The organism is Vibrio sp. D3 (assembly GCF_043995865.1).
Classification (GTDB): Bacteria; Pseudomonadota; Gammaproteobacteria; order Enterobacterales; family Vibrionaceae; genus Vibrio; species Vibrio diabolicus.
The window spans coordinates 2,859,280-2,878,560 of the sequence record NZ_CP171887.1; the positions used below are offsets into that span (position 1 = coordinate 2,859,280).

Genomic DNA, 19,281 nt, shown 5'->3' on the forward strand with positions numbered 1-19,281 from the left:
TGTTGTATGGTTAAGCCTCACGGGCAATTAGTACAGGTTAGCTCAACGCCTCACAACGCTTACACACCCTGCCTATCAACGTCGTAGTCTACGACAACCCTTTAGGATACTTAAAGTATCAGGGAGAACTCATCTCAAGGCTCGCTTCCCGCTTAGATGCTTTCAGCGGTTATCGATCCCGAACTTAGCTACCGGGCAATGCGTCTGGCGACACAACCCGAACACCAGAGGTTCGTCCACTCCGGTCCTCTCGTACTAGGAGCAGCCCCTTTCAATTCTCCAACGCCCACGGCAGATAGGGACCGAACTGTCTCACGACGTTCTAAACCCAGCTCGCGTACCACTTTAAATGGCGAACAGCCATACCCTTGGGACCGACTTCAGCCCCAGGATGTGATGAGCCGACATCGAGGTGCCAAACACCGCCGTCGATATGAACTCTTGGGCGGTATCAGCCTGTTATCCCCGGAGTACCTTTTATCCGTTGAGCGATGGCCCTTCCATTCAGAACCACCGGATCACTATGACCTGCTTTCGCACCTGCTCGAATTGTCATTCTCGCAGTCAAGCGGGCTTATGCCATTGCACTAACCTCACGATGTCCAACCGTGATTAGCCCACCTTCGTGCTCCTCCGTTACGCTTTGGGAGGAGACCGCCCCAGTCAAACTACCCACCAGGCACTGTCCGCAACCCCGATAAGGGGTCGACGTTAGAACATCAACACTACAAGGGTGGTATTTCAAGGACGGCTCCACGCAATCTAGCGACTGCGCTTCAAAGCCTCCCACCTATCCTACACATGTAGGGTCAATGTTCAGTGCCAAGCTGTAGTAAAGGTTCACGGGGTCTTTCCGTCTAGCCGCGGGTACACTGCATCTTCACAGCGATTTCAATTTCACTGAGTCTCGGGTGGAGACAGCGTGGCCATCATTACGCCATTCGTGCAGGTCGGAACTTACCCGACAAGGAATTTCGCTACCTTAGGACCGTTATAGTTACGGCCGCCGTTTACCGGGGCTTCGATCAAGAGCTTCGACCGAAGTCTAACCCCATCAATTAACCTTCCGGCACCGGGCAGGCGTCACACCGTATACGTCATCTTGCGATTTTGCACAGTGCTGTGTTTTTAATAAACAGTTGCAGCCACCTGGTATCTGCGACTCTCAATAGCTCCATCCGCGAGGGACTTCACCGTCGAGAGCGTACCTTCTCCCGAAGTTACGGTACCATTTTGCCTAGTTCCTTCACCCGAGTTCTCTCAAGCGCCTTGGTATTCTCTACCCGACCACCTGTGTCGGTTTGGGGTACGATTCCTTACAATCTGAAGCTTAGAGGCTTTTCCTGGAAGCATGGCATCAATGACTTCACACCCGTAGGTGCTCGACGTCGTGTCTCAGCCTTAAAGAGAGCCGGATTTACCTAACTCTCAAGCCTACGCACTTGAACCTGGACAACCGTCGCCAGGCCCACCTAGCCTTCTCCGTCCCCCCATCGCAATTGTAAGAAGTACGGGAATATTAACCCGTTTCCCATCGACTACGCCTTTCGGCCTCGCCTTAGGGGTCGACTTACCCTGCCCCGATTAACGTTGGACAGGAACCCTTGGTCTTCCGGCGAGGAGGTTTTTCACCCCCTTTATCGTTACTCATGTCAGCATTCGCACTTCTGATACGTCCAGCATGCGTTACCACACACCTTCAACCGCTTACAGAACGCTCCCCTACCCAATACTCAAAGAGTATTGCCGCAGCTTCGGTTTACTACTTAGCCCCGTTACATCTTCCGCGCAGGCCGACTCGACCAGTGAGCTATTACGCTTTCTTTAAATGATGGCTGCTTCTAAGCCAACATCCTGGCTGTCTGAGCCTTCCCACATCGTTTCCCACTTAGTAGTAATTTGGGACCTTAGCTGGCGGTCTGGGTTGTTTCCCTCTCCACGACGGACGTTAGCACCGCCGTGTGTCTCCCGGATAGTACTTACTGGTATTCGGAGTTTGCAAAGGGTTGGTAAGTCGGGATGACCCCCTAGCCTTAACAGTGCTCTACCCCCAGTAGTATTCGTCCGAGGCGCTACCTAAATAGCTTTCGGGGAGAACCAGCTATCTCCAGGTTTGATTGGCCTTTCACCCCTAGCCACAAGTCATCCGCTAATTTTTCAACATTAGTCGGTTCGGTCCTCCAGTTGATGTTACTCAACCTTCAACCTGCCCATGGCTAGATCACCTGGTTTCGGGTCTATATCCAGAGACTGAACGCCCAGTTAAGACTCGGTTTCCCTACGGCTCCCCTAGATGGTTAACCTTGCCACTGAATATAAGTCGCTGACCCATTATACAAAAGGTACGCAGTCACAGGACAAAGCCTGCTCCTACTGCTTGTACGTACACGGTTTCAGGTTCTATTTCACTCCCCTCACAGGGGTTCTTTTCGCCTTTCCCTCACGGTACTGGTTCACTATCGGTCAGTCAGTAGTATTTAGCCTTGGAGGATGGTCCCCCCATATTCAGACAGGATATCACGTGTCCCGCCCTACTCGATTTCACTGAATATGCGTCGTCAGTTACGGGGCTATCACCCTGTATCGCCAAGCTTTCCAGCTTGTTCACCTGACGCCTATAAAGCTTAAGGGCTAGTCCAATTTCGCTCGCCGCTACTTTCGGAATCTCGGTTGATTTCTTTTCCTCGGGGTACTTAGATGTTTCAGTTCCCCCGGTTCGCCTCGTTATGCTATGTATTCACATAACGATACTTACTTATGTAAGTGGGTTTCCCCATTCGGAAATCCCAGACTCAAGTGGTTTTTACTACCTAATCTGGGCTTATCGCAAGTTAATACGTCCTTCATCGCCTCTGACTGCCAAGGCATCCACCGTGTACGCTTAGTCACTTAACCATACAACCCGAAGGAGTTTCGAGTTGATGTTCAAATCACCAAAGTTGTCTCTCATTATTTGAATGAGCGAGAGACATTCGATTTTGCCGGACTCAAATATGTTTTGCTTTCGCAAAACCCAAGAACACTTGAATGTGTTTTTAGTTGTATTCATAAATGAATACTTTGAGAACTTTACAAACAACAATAAATTGTTGTTTTGTCAGCTTTCCAAATTGTTAAAGAGCTAATCACTTCTAATGAAGTAACCATTTTTAAAAGCACTCATTGAATGCGCTTAAAGATGGTGGAGCTATGCGGGATCGAACCGCAGACCTCCTGCGTGCAAGGCAGGCGCTCTCCCAGCTGAGCTATAGCCCCATCAAGGTGTCGATACTGTAGCCAATCCCTTAGTAAGGAAATTGGTGGGTCTGAGTGGACTCGAACCACCGACCTCTCGCTTATCAGGCGAACGCTCTAACCACCTGAGCTACAGACCCAGTATCGTCTCTTTACTTTATAAACCGTATCAATCTGTGTGGACACTCATCGCAATAATCATCGTATAAGGAGGTGATCCAGCGCCAGGTTCCCCTAGCGCTACCTTGTTACGACTTCACCCCAGTCATGAACCACAAAGTGGTAAGCGTCCCCCCGAAGGTTAAACTACCTACTTCTTTTGCAGCCCACTCCCATGGTGTGACGGGCGGTGTGTACAAGGCCCGGGAACGTATTCACCGTGGCATTCTGATCCACGATTACTAGCGATTCCGACTTCATGGAGTCGAGTTGCAGACTCCAATCCGGACTACGACGCACTTTTTGGGATTCGCTCACTTTCGCAAGTTGGCCGCCCTCTGTATGCGCCATTGTAGCACGTGTGTAGCCCTACTCGTAAGGGCCATGATGACTTGACGTCGTCCCCACCTTCCTCCGGTTTATCACCGGCAGTCTCCCTGGAGTTCCCGACATTACTCGCTGGCAAACAAGGATAAGGGTTGCGCTCGTTGCGGGACTTAACCCAACATTTCACAACACGAGCTGACGACAGCCATGCAGCACCTGTCTCAGAGTTCCCGAAGGCACCAATCCATTTCTGGAAAGTTCTCTGGATGTCAAGAGTAGGTAAGGTTCTTCGCGTTGCATCGAATTAAACCACATGCTCCACCGCTTGTGCGGGCCCCCGTCAATTCATTTGAGTTTTAATCTTGCGACCGTACTCCCCAGGCGGTCTACTTAACGCGTTAGCTCCGAAAGCCACGGCTCAAGGCCACAACCTCCAAGTAGACATCGTTTACGGCGTGGACTACCAGGGTATCTAATCCTGTTTGCTCCCCACGCTTTCGCATCTGAGTGTCAGTATCTGTCCAGGGGGCCGCCTTCGCCACCGGTATTCCTTCAGATCTCTACGCATTTCACCGCTACACCTGAAATTCTACCCCCCTCTACAGTACTCTAGTCTGCCAGTTTCAAATGCTATTCCGAGGTTGAGCCCCGGGCTTTCACATCTGACTTAACAAACCACCTGCATGCGCTTTACGCCCAGTAATTCCGATTAACGCTCGCACCCTCCGTATTACCGCGGCTGCTGGCACGGAGTTAGCCGGTGCTTCTTCTGTCGCTAACGTCAAACAACGCCGCTATTAACGACGCCGCCTTCCTCACGACTGAAAGTACTTTACAACCCGAAGGCCTTCTTCATACACGCGGCATGGCTGCATCAGGCTTGCGCCCATTGTGCAATATTCCCCACTGCTGCCTCCCGTAGGAGTCTGGACCGTGTCTCAGTTCCAGTGTGGCTGATCATCCTCTCAGACCAGCTAGGGATCGTCGCCTTGGTGAGCCCTTACCTCACCAACTAGCTAATCCCACCTAGGCATATCCTGACGCGAGAGGCCCGAAGGTCCCCCTCTTTGGCCCGTAGGCATCATGCGGTATTAGCCATCGTTTCCAATGGTTATCCCCCACATCAGGGCAATTTCCTAGGCATTACTCACCCGTCCGCCGCTCGACGCCGTTATCGTTCCCCGAAGGTTCAGATAACTCGTTTCCGCTCGACTTGCATGTGTTAGGCCTGCCGCCAGCGTTCAATCTGAGCCATGATCAAACTCTTCAATTTAAAGTTTTGTTCGGCTCAATGAATACTGAACATTACATAAAGTAATGTTTGAATTGACTGTGCTGAATCCGAAGATTCAATGGTCACTTCGTATCATTGAAACCTAATTTGATACCGAAGTATCGAATTGGATTATCATCAACGAGTGCCCACACAGATTGATAGGTCTATATTGTTAAAGAGCTTGGCTTTCAGTACTTTAGCACTTAAGCGAGGTGCGTATAATACGCTTTCCACTTTGAAAGTCAACATAAAACTCTAAAAAGATTAGAACTTTATGGTGACTTGCTTAAATCTTAAGCAAGTGCAAAATAAAGCCTGGCGATGTCCTACTCTCACATGGGGAAGCCCCACACTACCATCGGCGCTATTTCGTTTCACTTCTGAGTTCGGCATGGAAGTCAGGTGGGTCCAAAACGCTATGGTCGCCAAGCAAATTCTTTAATTCGGAAAGCTGTGTTTCTTAATTCTCGTTCTTACACATTCAATGTTCTTTCATTGAGTCCATCAAAACCCCTTGGGTGTTGTATGGTTAAGCCTCACGGGCAATTAGTACAGGTTAGCTCAACGCCTCACAACGCTTACACACCCTGCCTATCAACGTCGTAGTCTACGACAACCCTTTAGGATACTTAAAGTATCAGGGAGAACTCATCTCAAGGCTCGCTTCCCGCTTAGATGCTTTCAGCGGTTATCGATCCCGAACTTAGCTACCGGGCAATGCGTCTGGCGACACAACCCGAACACCAGAGGTTCGTCCACTCCGGTCCTCTCGTACTAGGAGCAGCCCCTTTCAATTCTCCAACGCCCACGGCAGATAGGGACCGAACTGTCTCACGACGTTCTAAACCCAGCTCGCGTACCACTTTAAATGGCGAACAGCCATACCCTTGGGACCGACTTCAGCCCCAGGATGTGATGAGCCGACATCGAGGTGCCAAACACCGCCGTCGATATGAACTCTTGGGCGGTATCAGCCTGTTATCCCCGGAGTACCTTTTATCCGTTGAGCGATGGCCCTTCCATTCAGAACCACCGGATCACTATGACCTGCTTTCGCACCTGCTCGAATTGTCATTCTCGCAGTCAAGCGGGCTTATGCCATTGCACTAACCTCACGATGTCCAACCGTGATTAGCCCACCTTCGTGCTCCTCCGTTACGCTTTGGGAGGAGACCGCCCCAGTCAAACTACCCACCAGGCACTGTCCGCAACCCCGATAAGGGGTCGACGTTAGAACATCAACACTACAAGGGTGGTATTTCAAGGACGGCTCCACGCAATCTAGCGACTGCGCTTCAAAGCCTCCCACCTATCCTACACATGTAGGGTCAATGTTCAGTGCCAAGCTGTAGTAAAGGTTCACGGGGTCTTTCCGTCTAGCCGCGGGTACACTGCATCTTCACAGCGATTTCAATTTCACTGAGTCTCGGGTGGAGACAGCGTGGCCATCATTACGCCAGTGCAGGTCGGAACTTACCCGACAAGGAATTTCGCTACCTTAGGACCGTTATAGTTACGGCCGCCGTTTACCGGGGCTTCGATCAAGAGCTTCGACCGAAGTCTAACCCCATCAATTAACCTTCCGGCACCGGGCAGGCGTCACACCGTATACGTCATCTTGCGATTTTGCACAGTGCTGTGTTTTTAATAAACAGTTGCAGCCACCTGGTATCTGCGACTCTCAATAGCTCCATCCGCGAGGGACTTCACCGTCGAGAGCGTACCTTCTCCCGAAGTTACGGTACCATTTTGCCTAGTTCCTTCACCCGAGTTCTCTCAAGCGCCTTGGTATTCTCTACCCGACCACCTGTGTCGGTTTGGGGTACGATTCCTTACAATCTGAAGCTTAGAGGCTTTTCCTGGAAGCATGGCATCAATGACTTCACATCCGTAGATGCTCGACGTCGTGTCTCAGCCTTAAAGAGAGCCGGATTTACCTAACTCTCAAGCCTACGCACTTGAACCTGGACAACCGTCGCCAGGCCCACCTAGCCTTCTCCGTCCCCCCATCGCAATTGTAAGAAGTACGGGAATATTAACCCGTTTCCCATCGACTACGCCTTTCGGCCTCGCCTTAGGGGTCGACTTACCCTGCCCCGATTAACGTTGGACAGGAACCCTTGGTCTTCCGGCGAGGAGGTTTTTCACCCCCTTTATCGTTACTCATGTCAGCATTCGCACTTCTGATACGTCCAGCATGCGTTACCACACACCTTCAACCGCTTACAGAACGCTCCCCTACCCAATACTCAAAGAGTATTGCCGCAGCTTCGGTTTACTACTTAGCCCCGTTACATCTTCCGCGCAGGCCGACTCGACCAGTGAGCTATTACGCTTTCTTTAAATGATGGCTGCTTCTAAGCCAACATCCTGGCTGTCTGAGCCTTCCCACATCGTTTCCCACTTAGTAGTAATTTGGGACCTTAGCTGGCGGTCTGGGTTGTTTCCCTCTCCACGACGGACGTTAGCACCCGCCGTGTGTCTCCCGGATAGTACTTACTGGTATTCGGAGTTTGCAAAGGGTTGGTAAGTCGGGATGACCCCCTAGCCTTAACAGTGCTCTACCCCCAGTAGTATTCGTCCGAGGCGCTACCTAAATAGCTTTCGGGGAGAACCAGCTATCTCCAGGTTTGATTGGCCTTTCACCCCTAGCCACAAGTCATCCGCTAATTTTTCAACATTAGTCGGTTCGGTCCTCCAGTTGATGTTACTCAACCTTCAACCTGCCCATGGCTAGATCACCTGGTTTCGGGTCTATATCCAGAGACTGAACGCCCAGTTAAGACTCGGTTTCCCTACGGCTCCCCTAGATGGTTAACCTTGCCACTGAATATAAGTCGCTGACCCATTATACAAAAGGTACGCAGTCACAGGACAAAGCCTGCTCCTACTGCTTGTACGTACACGGTTTCAGGTTCTATTTCACTCCCCTCACAGGGGTTCTTTTCGCCTTTCCCTCACGGTACTGGTTCACTATCGGTCAGTCAGTAGTATTTAGCCTTGGAGGATGGTCCCCCCATATTCAGACAGGATATCACGTGTCCCGCCCTACTCGATTTCACTGAATATACGTCGTCAGTTACGGGGCTATCACCCTGTATCGCCAAGCTTTCCAGCTTGTTCACCTGACGCCTATAAAGCTTAAGGGCTAGTCCAATTTCGCTCGCCGCTACTTTCGGAATCTCGGTTGATTTCTTTTCCTCGGGGTACTTAGATGTTTCAGTTCCCCCGGTTCGCCTCGTTATGCTATGTATTCACATAACGATACTTACTTATGTAAGTGGGTTTCCCCATTCGGAAATCCCAGACTCAAGTGGTTTTTACTACCTAATCTGGGCTTATCGCAAGTTAATACGTCCTTCATCGCCTCTGACTGCCAAGGCATCCACCGTGTACGCTTAGTCACTTAACCATACAACCCGAAGGAGTTTCGAGTTGATGTTCAAATCACCAAAGTTGTCTCTCATTATTTGAATGAGCGAGAGACATTCGATTTTGCCGGACTCAAATATGTTTTGCTTTCGCAAAACCCAAGAACACTTGAATGTGTTTTTAGTTGTATTCATAAATGAATACTTTGAGAACTTTACAAACAACAATAAATTGTTGTTTTGTCAGCTTTCCAAATTGTTAAAGAGCTAATTACTTCAAAGAAGTAACCATTTTTAAAAGCACTCATTGAATGCACTTAAAGATGGTATCCCGTAGGGGAGTCGAACCCCTGTTACCGCCGTGAAAGGGCGGTGTCCTAGGCCTCTAGACGAACGGGACACTAAGTTGAACATCTTGGGGGATGTTCTATCTCTTAAACTTCATAAACCGTATCAATCTGTGTGAACACTCATCGCAATAATCATCGTATAAGGAGGTGATCCAGCGCCAGGTTCCCCTAGCGCTACCTTGTTACGACTTCACCCCAGTCATGAACCACAAAGTGGTAAGCGTCCCCCCGAAGGTTAAACTACCTACTTCTTTTGCAGCCCACTCCCATGGTGTGACGGGCGGTGTGTACAAGGCCCGGGAACGTATTCACCGTGGCATTCTGATCCACGATTACTAGCGATTCCGACTTCATGGAGTCGAGTTGCAGACTCCAATCCGGACTACGACGCACTTTTTGGGATTCGCTCACTTTCGCAAGTTGGCTGCCCTCTGTATGCGCCATTGTAGCACGTGTGTAGCCCTACTCGTAAGGGCCATGATGACTTGACGTCGTCCCCACCTTCCTCCGGTTTATCACCGGCAGTCTCCCTGGAGTTCCCGACATTACTCGCTGGCAAACAAGGATAAGGGTTGCGCTCGTTGCGGGACTTAACCCAACATTTCACAACACGAGCTGACGACAGCCATGCAGCACCTGTCTCAGAGTTCCCGAAGGCACCAATCCATTTCTGGAAAGTTCTCTGGATGTCAAGAGTAGGTAAGGTTCTTCGCGTTGCATCGAATTAAACCACATGCTCCACCGCTTGTGCGGGCCCCCGTCAATTCATTTGAGTTTTAATCTTGCGACCGTACTCCCCAGGCGGTCTACTTAACGCGTTAGCTCCGAAAGCCACGGCTCAAGGCCACAACCTCCAAGTAGACATCGTTTACGGCGTGGACTACCAGGGTATCTAATCCTGTTTGCTCCCCACGCTTTCGCATCTGAGTGTCAGTATCTGTCCAGGGGGCCGCCTTCGCCACCGGTATTCCTTCAGATCTCTACGCATTTCACCGCTACACCTGAAATTCTACCCCCCTCTACAGTACTCTAGTCTGCCAGTTTCAAATGCTATTCCGAGGTTGAGCCCCGGGCTTTCACATCTGACTTAACAAACCACCTGCATGCGCTTTACGCCCAGTAATTCCGATTAACGCTCGCACCCTCCGTATTACCGCGGCTGCTGGCACGGAGTTAGCCGGTGCTTCTTCTGTCGCTAACGTCAAACAACGCCGCTATTAACGACGCCGCCTTCCTCACGACTGAAAGTACTTTACAACCCGAAGGCCTTCTTCATACACGCGGCATGGCTGCATCAGGCTTGCGCCCATTGTGCAATATTCCCCACTGCTGCCTCCCGTAGGAGTCTGGACCGTGTCTCAGTTCCAGTGTGGCTGATCATCTTCTCAGACCAGCTAGGGATCGTCGCCTTGGTGAGCCCTTACCTCACCAACTAGCTAATCCCACCTAGGCATATCCTGACGCGAGAGGCCCGAAGGTCCCCCTCTTTGGCCCGTAGGCATCATGCGGTATTAGCCATCGTTTCCAATGGTTATCCCCCACATCAGGGCAATTTCCTAGGCATTACTCACCCGTCCGCCGCTCGACGCCGTTATCGTCCCCCGAAGGTTCAGATAACTCGTTTCCGCTCGACTTGCATGTGTTAGGCCTGCCGCCAGCGTTCAATCTGAGCCATGATCAAACTCTTCAATTTAAGATTTTGTTCGGCTCAATGAATACTGAACATTACATAACGTAATGTTTGAATTGACTGTGCTGAATCCGAAGATTCAATGGTCACTTCGTTTCATTGAAACCTAATTTGAAGCCGAAGCTTCTAATTGGATTATCATCAACGAGTGCCCACACAGATTGATAGGTCTATATTGTTAAAGAGCAACTCTTCTTTGTGATTGACATCACTTCGGAAGAGGCGACCATTCTAGCGAGATAATTTATTGTGTCAAACACTTTTTCAAATTATTTCGTTTTTCTTTTCAGCCTTGCCGACTTTGCTTAAACCCTTGTGAGCCCTTGCCCTGTCGACGAGGAGGCATTATAGAGATCGCGCTCACATTGGCAAGCGTTATTTTTCAAAAATTGCAAAAATAATGATTAAGCGATGAGTTTTCGATCAAAGCTTTATTTATTCAACTTTACCCCAAGAACTCGCACAACTTATCCACAGAGTTATTCTATAAAGCGTGTTTTTCAGGTGCTATAAATAAAGAAAGCTGCTTTATTGCAGCTTTCTTTATTTACTCTAAACTCTATTTAAAGAGCATTATGGCTATATGCCAGACCCATCTTGTTCAGAACCATCATCTTCGTGTAGGCCACATTCTCGCTTTAAGCCAAAGAATCGAGTTTCTTCCTCTGACATTCCCGGCTCCCATTTACGAGTGGTATGTGTATCACCAACTGAAAGGTAACCTTCATCCCACAATGGGTGGTATTTAAGGCCGTGTTGTTCTAAGTAGTAATGAACGTCTTTATTAGTCCAATCAATTACTGGTAGAAATTTAAACACACCGTTCTGAATTGATAGAATCGGTAAACCTGCACGAGATTTACTTTGCTCTCGACGCAGTCCAGAGAACCACGTTCCAACATTAAGCTCTTTTAGCGCTCGACGCATTGGCTCCACTTTATTGAGCTTGTTGTATTTTTCAATTCCCTCTACACCCTGCTCCCATAACTTTCCATATCGAGCCTCTTGCCAATTCGCACTTTCTTTCGCTCGATAAACTTTTAAGTTTAGGTTGAGAGCATCTGTCAGCTCATCAATGAATTGATAGGTTTCAGCAAACAGGTATCCTGTATCGGTTAGAATGACGGGGATATCCGCTTTGACTTGAGTCACTAAATGAAGCATAACCGCGGCTTGAATACCAAAACTAGAAGAAACCGCAAACTCGCCCTCTAGATTTTCTAAAGCCCACTTTACTCTATCTTGTGCCGAAAGCTTTTCGAGCTCGACATTAATTTGAGCAAGACGGAGGATTTGCTCCGTCTTTGTTAATGTCAATAACTCTGTAAGCTCAAGCCTGGATGCTACAGAATCAAGCATGAAAGTCCCTCTTTGATACGAGCACTTCTTGGATAATACCAGCACGAATTGTGAAATCGCCGAAGGCTTCGCCTTCTTCACGCTCTTTCGACCATCGAGCCACCAGCAGATCAATCTCTTCTAAGATTTGCTTATCCGTGATGTTCTCTTTGTACATTTTTGGTACTCGAGTACCAGCACGGTTACCACCTAAATGTAGGTTGTAACGACCTGGCGCTTTACCAACTAAACCAATTTCAGCCAACATGGCGCGACCACAACCGTTTGGACATCCAGTTACACGCAAAATGATGTTGTCATTTTCTGGTAGGTTGTGCTTTTCCAAAATCCCCTCCACATCAGTAACAAACTGAGGAAGAAAACGCTCTGCCTCTGCCATTGCTAACGGACACGTTGGAAAGGCAACACACGCCATTGAATTTTTGCGCTGCTCACTGATATTGTCATCCATCAAGCCATGTTCACGAGCGATCTTTTCGATCTTCGCTTTTTCGCTTTTAGGTACCCCCGCAACAATTAAGTTCTGGTTGGCAGTCATACGGAAATCGCCTTTATGGATTTTGGCAATTTCAGCAACCCCCGTCTTAAGTGGTTTACCTGGAAAGTCTAATAAGCGACCGTTTTCGATGAAAAGCGCTAAATGATATTTACCATCAATTCCTTCTACCCAACCAATACGGTCACCACGCTCAGTAAACTCGTACGGGCGGCTTGCTTCAAACTGAATGCCTGCTCGCTTTTCGACTTCGGCTTTAAAGACATCAGTACCTACACGGTCAAGTGTGTATTTGGTTTTGGCATTCTTACGGTTTGAGCGATTACCCCAATCACGCTGAGTGGTAACCACCGCCGCTGCAACATCAAGCGTTTTCTCTAATGGGATGAAACCTAAGTCGTCAGCGCGGCGCGGATAAGTTGACGTATCACCATGTGTCATCGCTAGGCCGCCGCCAACTAAAACGTTAAAGCCTACCAACTTGCCGTTATCCGCAATTGCTACGAAGTTAAGATCATTGGCATGCACGTCTACGTCATTTTGCGGTGGGATCACCACCGTCGTTTTAAACTTACGCGGTAAATAGTTTTTACCCAGAATAGGCTCATCTTCTTCAGTGCTTTCTACTTTCTCACCGTCCAGCCAAATCTCAGCGTAAGCACGTGTTTTTGGAAGCAGGTGTTCACTGATCTTCTTCGCCCATTCATAAGCTTCTTGATGAAGTTCTGATTCGACCGGGTTAGTGGTACACAACACGTTACGGTTTACATCACCCGCGGTTGCAATCGAATCAATGCCAATACTGTTGAGCGTTTGATGCATCAACTTAATATTCGGTTTTAATACCCCATGAAACTGGAACGTTTGGCGAGTCGTCAGACGAATACTTCCATATAAAGAGTGCTCCGTTGCGAACTTGTCGATCGCTAACCATTGCGTTGGCGTGATGATGCCTCCAGGCATACGAGCACGAAGCATCACATTATGTAATGGTTCCAGTTTTTGCTTTGTGCGTTCATTACGGATATCACGATCGTCTTGTTGATACATACCGTGGAAACGAATTAACTGGAAGTTGTCGGCAGTAAAGCCACCAGTAATACGGTCCTGTAAATCTTGCTCAATGGTGCCACGTAATAAGTTACTTTCTCGCTTCAGGCGCTCGTTATCAGATAGCGGCCCTAACTCTTCACCTAATACAACCTGCTTATTATTGTCCGTAGAAAAAGTCATTAGTACACATCCCTCTGATAACGTTTCGCTTTACGTAGGTCATTAATAAATTGTTCCGCATCGTCACGCGGCATCTTGCCTTCTTGTTCAGCAACGATAACCAGTGCGTCGTGCACATCTTTTGCCATACGAGTGGCATCACCGCAGACATAGATATAAGCGCCTTCTTGGATCCACTGCCACACTTGAGCGGCGTTTTCTAAGATGCGATGTTGTACGTAAACTTTTTCTACTTGGTCACGACTAAAAGCAACATCCAATCGGCTTAGTACTCCTGACTTGAGGTACTTTTGCCATTCAACTTGGTATAAGAAGTCTTGAGTGAAAGTACGATCACCAAAGAACAACCAGTTTTTGCCTTCAGCATCGCGGTTTTCACGTTCCTGAATAAAGCTACGGAATGGTGCGATCCCTGTGCCTGGACCAACCATGATAATTGGAGTGCTATCATCTTCCGGCAGTTTAAAGTTGTTGTTATGCTCAACAAATACTTTAACTTCATCTCCCTCTTCGAGACGCTGTGCTAAGAAACTAGACGCACCACCATATCGTTTTTCGTCGTTTTGTTCGTACTCAACCAAAGCAACCGTTAGGTGTACTTCTTCATCGACCTCTTCTTGGCTTGATGCAATAGAGTAAAGGCGAGGAGTAAGACGACGAAGCAAACTAATCAACTCATCTGCGGTTAACTTGGTTTTCTTCTCTGCCAATACATCAACAATTTGAGTATTTGCAGAGTACTCGCGAAGTTTATCTTTATCGTCAACCAGCTTTTGTAGCTTCTTGCTACCGGATAACTCGGCAAACTTTGTAATGAGCTGTGGGTTAGATGTTGTGATTTCATATTTACTCACGAGAGCACTATGGATTGACAAGCTTTCGCCATCAACATCAACGGTTTCAACCCCAGACAAACCGACCTTACCAAGAATGGCATTAGCAAGTTCTGAGCTATTTTCAAACCACACACCTAGCGCATCACCAGGCTGATACGTTAAGCCCGAGCCTTCTAAGTCGATTTCTATATGACGAACGTCTTTTCCAGAATCACGGCCCGTGATTTTTTGACTGGTCAGTAACGTCGTTGTGTATGGGTTTTGTTTATTGTAAGGAGAGTGCGCAGTCGCCGCCTGACCCACTGGAAGTTGAACCACATCCGCTTCAGTGCCAGAAGAAAGCGTATCTTTTACCTTACCTAACGCATTCTTACGCCATTCAGCTGCTGGTGCTTCATAATCCACATCGCAATCAAGACGATCGATAAATGGGGTCGCACCTAACTTTGATAGGTAAGCGTCGAAGTCTTTACCGGTTTGGCAGAAGAATTCGTAGCTCGAGTCACCCAGAGCAATAACGCCATATTGAAGGTTTGACAGCTTAGGAGCTTTCTTAGATTGCAAAAACTCGTGTAGCTCTATAGCGTTATCTGGTGCTTCGCCTTCGCCGTTCGTTGATGCCACAATAATGACATGCGTTTCTTTGGCTAAGTTTTTACCTTTGTAATCACTTGCATCAAAAAGTTCGACAGCAATTCCTTCTGCTTTTGCTTCCTGTTCTAGAGCTTCAGCAACGCCTTTAGCGTTGCCAGTTTGGGAAGCAAAAATAATACTCAACTTACCTGCAGGCTTCGCTGATACGGCTGCCGTCGCTTGTGCAATTGGCGTTACCGCTGTATTTGGTTGATTTTGAGCTAATCCCCAAAAATACCCACTGACCCAAGCAAGTTGCTGTGAAGACAACTCAGAGACAGTTTGTTGGAGTGAGCTAATTTGTTGGTCATTCAGAGGGCTTGCGATTGGAGGAGTTCCTCCTTGCCCATTATTATCTTCAGACACATTCTTGTGAGAATACTCATTCTTTTGAAAAGACATTATCACGACATCCCTATTCATTGCGTGACGATAGAGTACCCACTCTCCTTAATAACAAGAAAGAATAGAAGTGAATGTTTTATAACTTTTTGGAAGTAAGAACGACTTACTTTTTGCTCATCGATCTTCAATGCGGACTTGTTGAAAGCCTACTGCCATTGCCGATTTTGACGCTGCATCCAAATCTTCATAAAGACATTCTTCACCATGACTGTCCGTCAGAAAAACAAAACCACCGCGCGCATGTCTGAACTCCACAACCCAGCCACCCTCTTGGATTGCAGGTTCAATAATCGCTTCGACAAGCTGGTTTTCACGGAATAGATGTCTTAGTTCGTTTATTGTCATCGCTATCCCTGCTTTAACTTTCACATTGCTCCTAGGTAAGCATGGTCTAAGTCAGCAAAATAGGCAGAAAATTCGATTGGATATAATGAAGTGATATAAAAAAACGCCGCTTATAAAGCGACGTTTTAAAAAAATCGAGTATCTAATCTGGCTGCATTTAGAATGCGTATTCTGCACTCACAAAAAAGCCGTTAGCAAAAATAAACTCTTTCCCTAGATCCGACATGAATTTCTCGGACTCCAAATCAATCACGCGGTAACCACCACGAAAAGCCAGTTGAGCTTTTTCGAGCGGTACATGGTATTGAACACCGGCCATGAAATCAGTGCTTTTGATACCTTTGTTGTCACCAAAGTTTATCTCACCAATCACATCAAAATTTGTGTCCGGAACTTGAATCTCTGCGTAACCGTACCAAGCCCAAATCAGCTCATCAAACTCTTCTATACGCTTGTTTGAGCCAGCATCAATGTATTTAGTGTCACTTAAATTACTGAATGTAACACCCGCATCAAAATGCAATAAATCATGCTCCAGAACTTGGTAGTACATGGTGAAATCGAGCTTATCGAACCCCATGTAATCCGCATCAACACTTGAGTAGCGAAGGCGCGCATTAGGAACGTATTTAACATCATGTTCAATCGCCGCGTAAAATGCGCCTGTTGTGCTGCTATCTCGTCTTACTTCATTTACTTTAGTGTCAGCAGCCCAGATCTCTGCGCCGACTTTCGTCGATACAGAATAATCTGCAAAAACAGGAAAAGATACTGCCAACGATAATGCTGTTAAAGCGATGGTCGCTTTATTTGTCATGTAGTGTGTACTCCGAGATAGCTGATGTTCACGTTGAAGACGTGAGAGGAAATATACCATACTCTCACGTCTCTCTATCAACTAAATCATGTCACTCGTTATTTATAGCGGGGCTGGGCAACGTAATTCTTGAAGAACCAAACACCCAATGCAATCACGATTAACCATGGCAATAGTTTGAGTACCGCTCCGACCATTCCCAGTAAAAACATCACAACTAACGCAATACCGGTTGCTGCGAATACGGTCATCATTGTGATACCGGTAACCAATAGGGTCGCCGCAAAGACTAAAATAAAGATTAGCTCTAACATAATCACTTCTTCATTTGTTTTTAATAAACAGAGCAGTTTCCATACCAACTTACCAAGATGACGATAACACAATGATTTTTATTCAAAAATAAAGCCAGAGGCATTTCTGCACTCTGGCTTACTTGTTCTTTAGTTGGTGATTTTAGCCAACCACTGGTGAATTTTACACATTCAATTCTTTTGGAATCTTCGCTAACGCGTCTTGCAGCACTTCTAAACCAGAACCCGGCTTGTGCGCATTTTCACTGATATGACGACGCCATTGACGAGCACCTGGCATGCTTTGGAATAAACCTAACATATGACGGGTAATATGACCAAGGTACGCACCTTTCGCTAATTGCGCTTCAATGTATGGGTACATTTCTTCAACAATTTCGCTGCGTTTCTTCACTGGAGCATTAGAGCCAAATAACTCTTGATCTACCGATGCCAGCAGATATGGGCTTTGGTAAGCCTCACGACCAATCATCACACCATCAAGATGCTGAAGATGTTCTTTGGCTTCTTCTAGTGACTTTACACCACCGTTAATAGCAATGGTTAAGTGAGAAAAATCTTGCTTCAATTGGTAAGCTCGTGGGTAATCCAATGGTGGGATCTCACGGTTTTCTTTCGGACTAAGACCACTTAACCAAGCTTTACGCGCGTGGATAGTGAACTGCTCACAGCCCCCCTTTTCTGAGACAATAGAAACAAAATCCGTTAGGAACTCGTAAGAATCTTGATCATCAATACCAATACGAGTCTTGACTGTCACAGGAATATCAACCACGTCCTTCATTGCAGCGACACAATCCGAAACCAACTGTGGTTCCGCCATTAGGCAAGCACCAAAGCGACCGTTTTGTACACGGTCAGACGGGCAACCCACATTGAGGTTAACCTCATCGTAGCCACGCTCTTGAGCCAGTTTGGCACACTTTGCCAAGTCTTCTGGGTTTGAACCACCCAACTGAAGGGCCAACGGATGCTCTTCTTCGTTGTAAGCCAGGAAATCTCCTTTTCCATGAATGATCGCACCTGTCGTCACCATTTCAGTGTACAGCAGGGTTTCTTTGGTCATTAAGCGATGGAAGTAGCGACAATGACGATCGGTCCAGTCGAGCATTGGTGCTACGGAGAGCCTGCAAGAATGAGTCATGATATAAACACCCGTTTTTATGTTGCCAAGGTCGAGCGCAGCAGTACGCTCAAAAAATAAGTCGGGTATTGTATACCCAAGCACCTCTAGGTGCTAGTTTCAACGAGAATGATTTGGTTGGCTGGCTAGCCAAATGCTTAGGAATATGCAGCAGTAATACGAATTCGTCACTCGTTGATTCATTCTGTGATGACTATTCCGACTTCACACCACCACCGACTTGCTTTAATTCATGATTTTCGTTCTGATAGTGGGTAAAATGAAGCATTTCTAAACGAACTTCGTATAGAAATGATTTATCATAGAGCACGTCCGATAGTTATGGTGAAAGGTTTGAACCCAACAATCATTGAACAAATTGAAAGTATCTGCGCAGAGCGTGGAGTACGATTGACTCCGCAACGCCGACGCGTATTTGAACTCATTTGTTCTAATCGCCGCGCCTCAAGTGCGTATGAGCTATTGGAGCAACTAAAAGAGAGTGAGCCTCAGGCTAAGCCTCCCACTGTTTATCGAGCATTAGATTTTCTCCTAGAGCAAGGCTTCATCCACCGAGTGGAATCGACAAATAGCTTTATTACTTGTTGTTCTTTCAATACTCAGCAGCACTTTTTCCAATTACTAATTTGCGATAAATGTGGTGATGTCGTTGAACTCGAAGATGAGACGCTGATATCCTTGTTAGCCGAAAACGCCGAGAAGCATGGATTCAAACTGACCAACCAAGTTATTGAAACTCATGGTGAATGCCAGGCCTGTTCCTCCGAGACGAAAGAAAAAGTATAGAAGAACGTTATGCGCGCTGAATTTGTAAACCCGTTTTTAGCTTCTTTAATGAACGTGCTAAAAACCATGGCTTCTCTTGAGCTGAAGCCACAAAAACCGCGAATCAAAAAAGATGAGATCGCACGAGGTGACGTTTCTGGTCTGATTGGCATGGTAGGTCCACAAACTCGTGGTTCAATGTCGATTACCTTTGATGAAGCGCTAGCTCTAGAAATCATGCAGAACATGCTTGGTGAGCGTCCAAATGGACTCAATGAAGAGGTCACCGATATGGTGGGTGAGATCACCAACATGGTTACTGGTGGTGCGAAACGCATTCTGGCGGAAAGTGGTTTTGATTTTGATATGGCAACACCGGTAGTGGTTTCTGGCCGAGGCCATACGATTCGCCACAAGTGTGAGGGCTCAATCATCATCATGCCTTTCTCTTCCCAATGGGGAAATGCCTTTATCGAAATTTGCTTCGAATAAAAGAGAAAAAATAGGTTGGCACTGGCCAACCTATT

General features: G+C 47.3%; 9 protein-coding genes, 3 tRNA genes and 5 rRNA genes. 2 read left to right on the forward strand and 15 right to left on the reverse strand.

Features of this window, described 5'->3' with window-relative positions:
* Positions 1-6: 6 nt before the first annotated feature.
* The 15 genes from ACHFJ9_RS21240 to dusA form a co-directional block, all read right to left on the reverse strand.
* A 23S ribosomal RNA gene (locus ACHFJ9_RS21240) occupies positions 7-2,895 on the reverse strand.
* Between the two features lie 284 nt (positions 2,896-3,179).
* Positions 3,180-3,255 (reverse strand) — tRNA-Ala (locus tag ACHFJ9_RS21245).
* A 42-nt stretch (positions 3,256-3,297) separates the two neighbouring features.
* Positions 3,298-3,374 (reverse strand) — tRNA-Ile (locus ACHFJ9_RS21250).
* A gap of 66 nt (positions 3,375-3,440) precedes the next feature.
* Positions 3,441-4,993 (reverse strand): 16S ribosomal RNA (locus tag ACHFJ9_RS21255).
* A gap of 316 nt (positions 4,994-5,309) precedes the next feature.
* Positions 5,310-5,426, reverse strand: a 5S ribosomal RNA gene (gene rrf, locus ACHFJ9_RS21260).
* Between the two features lie 95 nt (positions 5,427-5,521).
* Positions 5,522-8,408: ribosomal RNA gene (locus ACHFJ9_RS21265) — 23S ribosomal RNA — on the reverse strand.
* Between the two features lie 283 nt (positions 8,409-8,691).
* A tRNA-Glu gene (locus tag ACHFJ9_RS21270) sits at positions 8,692-8,767 on the reverse strand.
* Positions 8,768-8,857: 90 nt separating this feature from the next.
* A 16S ribosomal RNA gene (locus ACHFJ9_RS21275) occupies positions 8,858-10,410 on the reverse strand.
* The 16S, 23S and 5S rRNA genes sit together here with 3 tRNA genes alongside, the layout of an rRNA operon.
* A 576-nt stretch (positions 10,411-10,986) precedes the next feature.
* Positions 10,987-11,766 carry a phosphoadenylyl-sulfate reductase gene (locus tag ACHFJ9_RS21280; RefSeq protein ID WP_006743230.1) on the reverse strand — a complete coding sequence of 260 codons (780 nt, stop codon included), beginning with the start codon at positions 11,764-11,766 and terminating at the stop codon, positions 10,987-10,989.
* Entirely contained in the window at positions 11,759-13,495 is a 1,737-nt protein-coding gene (gene cysI, locus ACHFJ9_RS21285) for an assimilatory sulfite reductase (NADPH) hemoprotein subunit (RefSeq protein ID WP_006743229.1), read from the reverse strand. Before cysI ends, ACHFJ9_RS21280 begins: the two co-directional genes overlap by 8 nt.
* Positions 13,495-15,366, reverse strand: a complete 1,872-nt coding sequence (locus ACHFJ9_RS21290; protein ID WP_395356228.1) for an assimilatory sulfite reductase (NADPH) flavoprotein subunit — start codon at positions 15,364-15,366, stop codon at positions 13,495-13,497. The genes cysI and ACHFJ9_RS21290 overlap by 1 nt, the downstream gene beginning before the upstream one ends.
* 117 nt (positions 15,367-15,483) lie before the next feature.
* Positions 15,484-15,714 (reverse strand): hypothetical protein, encoded by a 231-nt coding sequence (locus tag ACHFJ9_RS21295; protein ID WP_005455817.1) that lies wholly within the window; start codon positions 15,712-15,714, stop codon positions 15,484-15,486.
* A 157-nt stretch (positions 15,715-15,871) separates the two neighbouring features.
* Positions 15,872-16,531, reverse strand: coding sequence for a TIGR04219 family outer membrane beta-barrel protein (locus ACHFJ9_RS21300; RefSeq protein WP_193448365.1), 660 nt, complete (start codon positions 16,529-16,531; stop codon positions 15,872-15,874).
* Positions 16,532-16,629: 98 nt separating this feature from the next.
* Complete coding sequence (gene pspG / locus ACHFJ9_RS21305; protein ID WP_005398086.1) at positions 16,630-16,845, reverse strand: envelope stress response protein PspG; 216 nt, start codon at positions 16,843-16,845, stop codon at positions 16,630-16,632.
* A gap of 163 nt (positions 16,846-17,008) precedes the next feature.
* Positions 17,009-17,989, reverse strand: a complete 981-nt coding sequence (dusA, locus tag ACHFJ9_RS21310; protein WP_395356231.1) for a tRNA dihydrouridine(20/20a) synthase DusA — start codon at positions 17,987-17,989, stop codon at positions 17,009-17,011.
* A 321-nt stretch (positions 17,990-18,310) separates the two neighbouring features.
* On the opposite strand from dusA, the gene zur reads away from it, so the two are divergent.
* Positions 18,311-18,775, forward strand: coding sequence for a zinc uptake transcriptional repressor Zur (gene zur, locus ACHFJ9_RS21315; protein ID WP_005381268.1), 465 nt, complete (start codon positions 18,311-18,313; stop codon positions 18,773-18,775).
* Between the two features lie 9 nt (positions 18,776-18,784).
* Positions 18,785-19,246 carry a chemotaxis protein CheX gene (locus ACHFJ9_RS21320; protein WP_005381269.1) on the forward strand — a complete coding sequence of 154 codons (462 nt, stop codon included), beginning with the start codon at positions 18,785-18,787 and terminating at the stop codon, positions 19,244-19,246.
* The last annotated feature ends 35 nt before the right edge of the window (positions 19,247-19,281 follow it).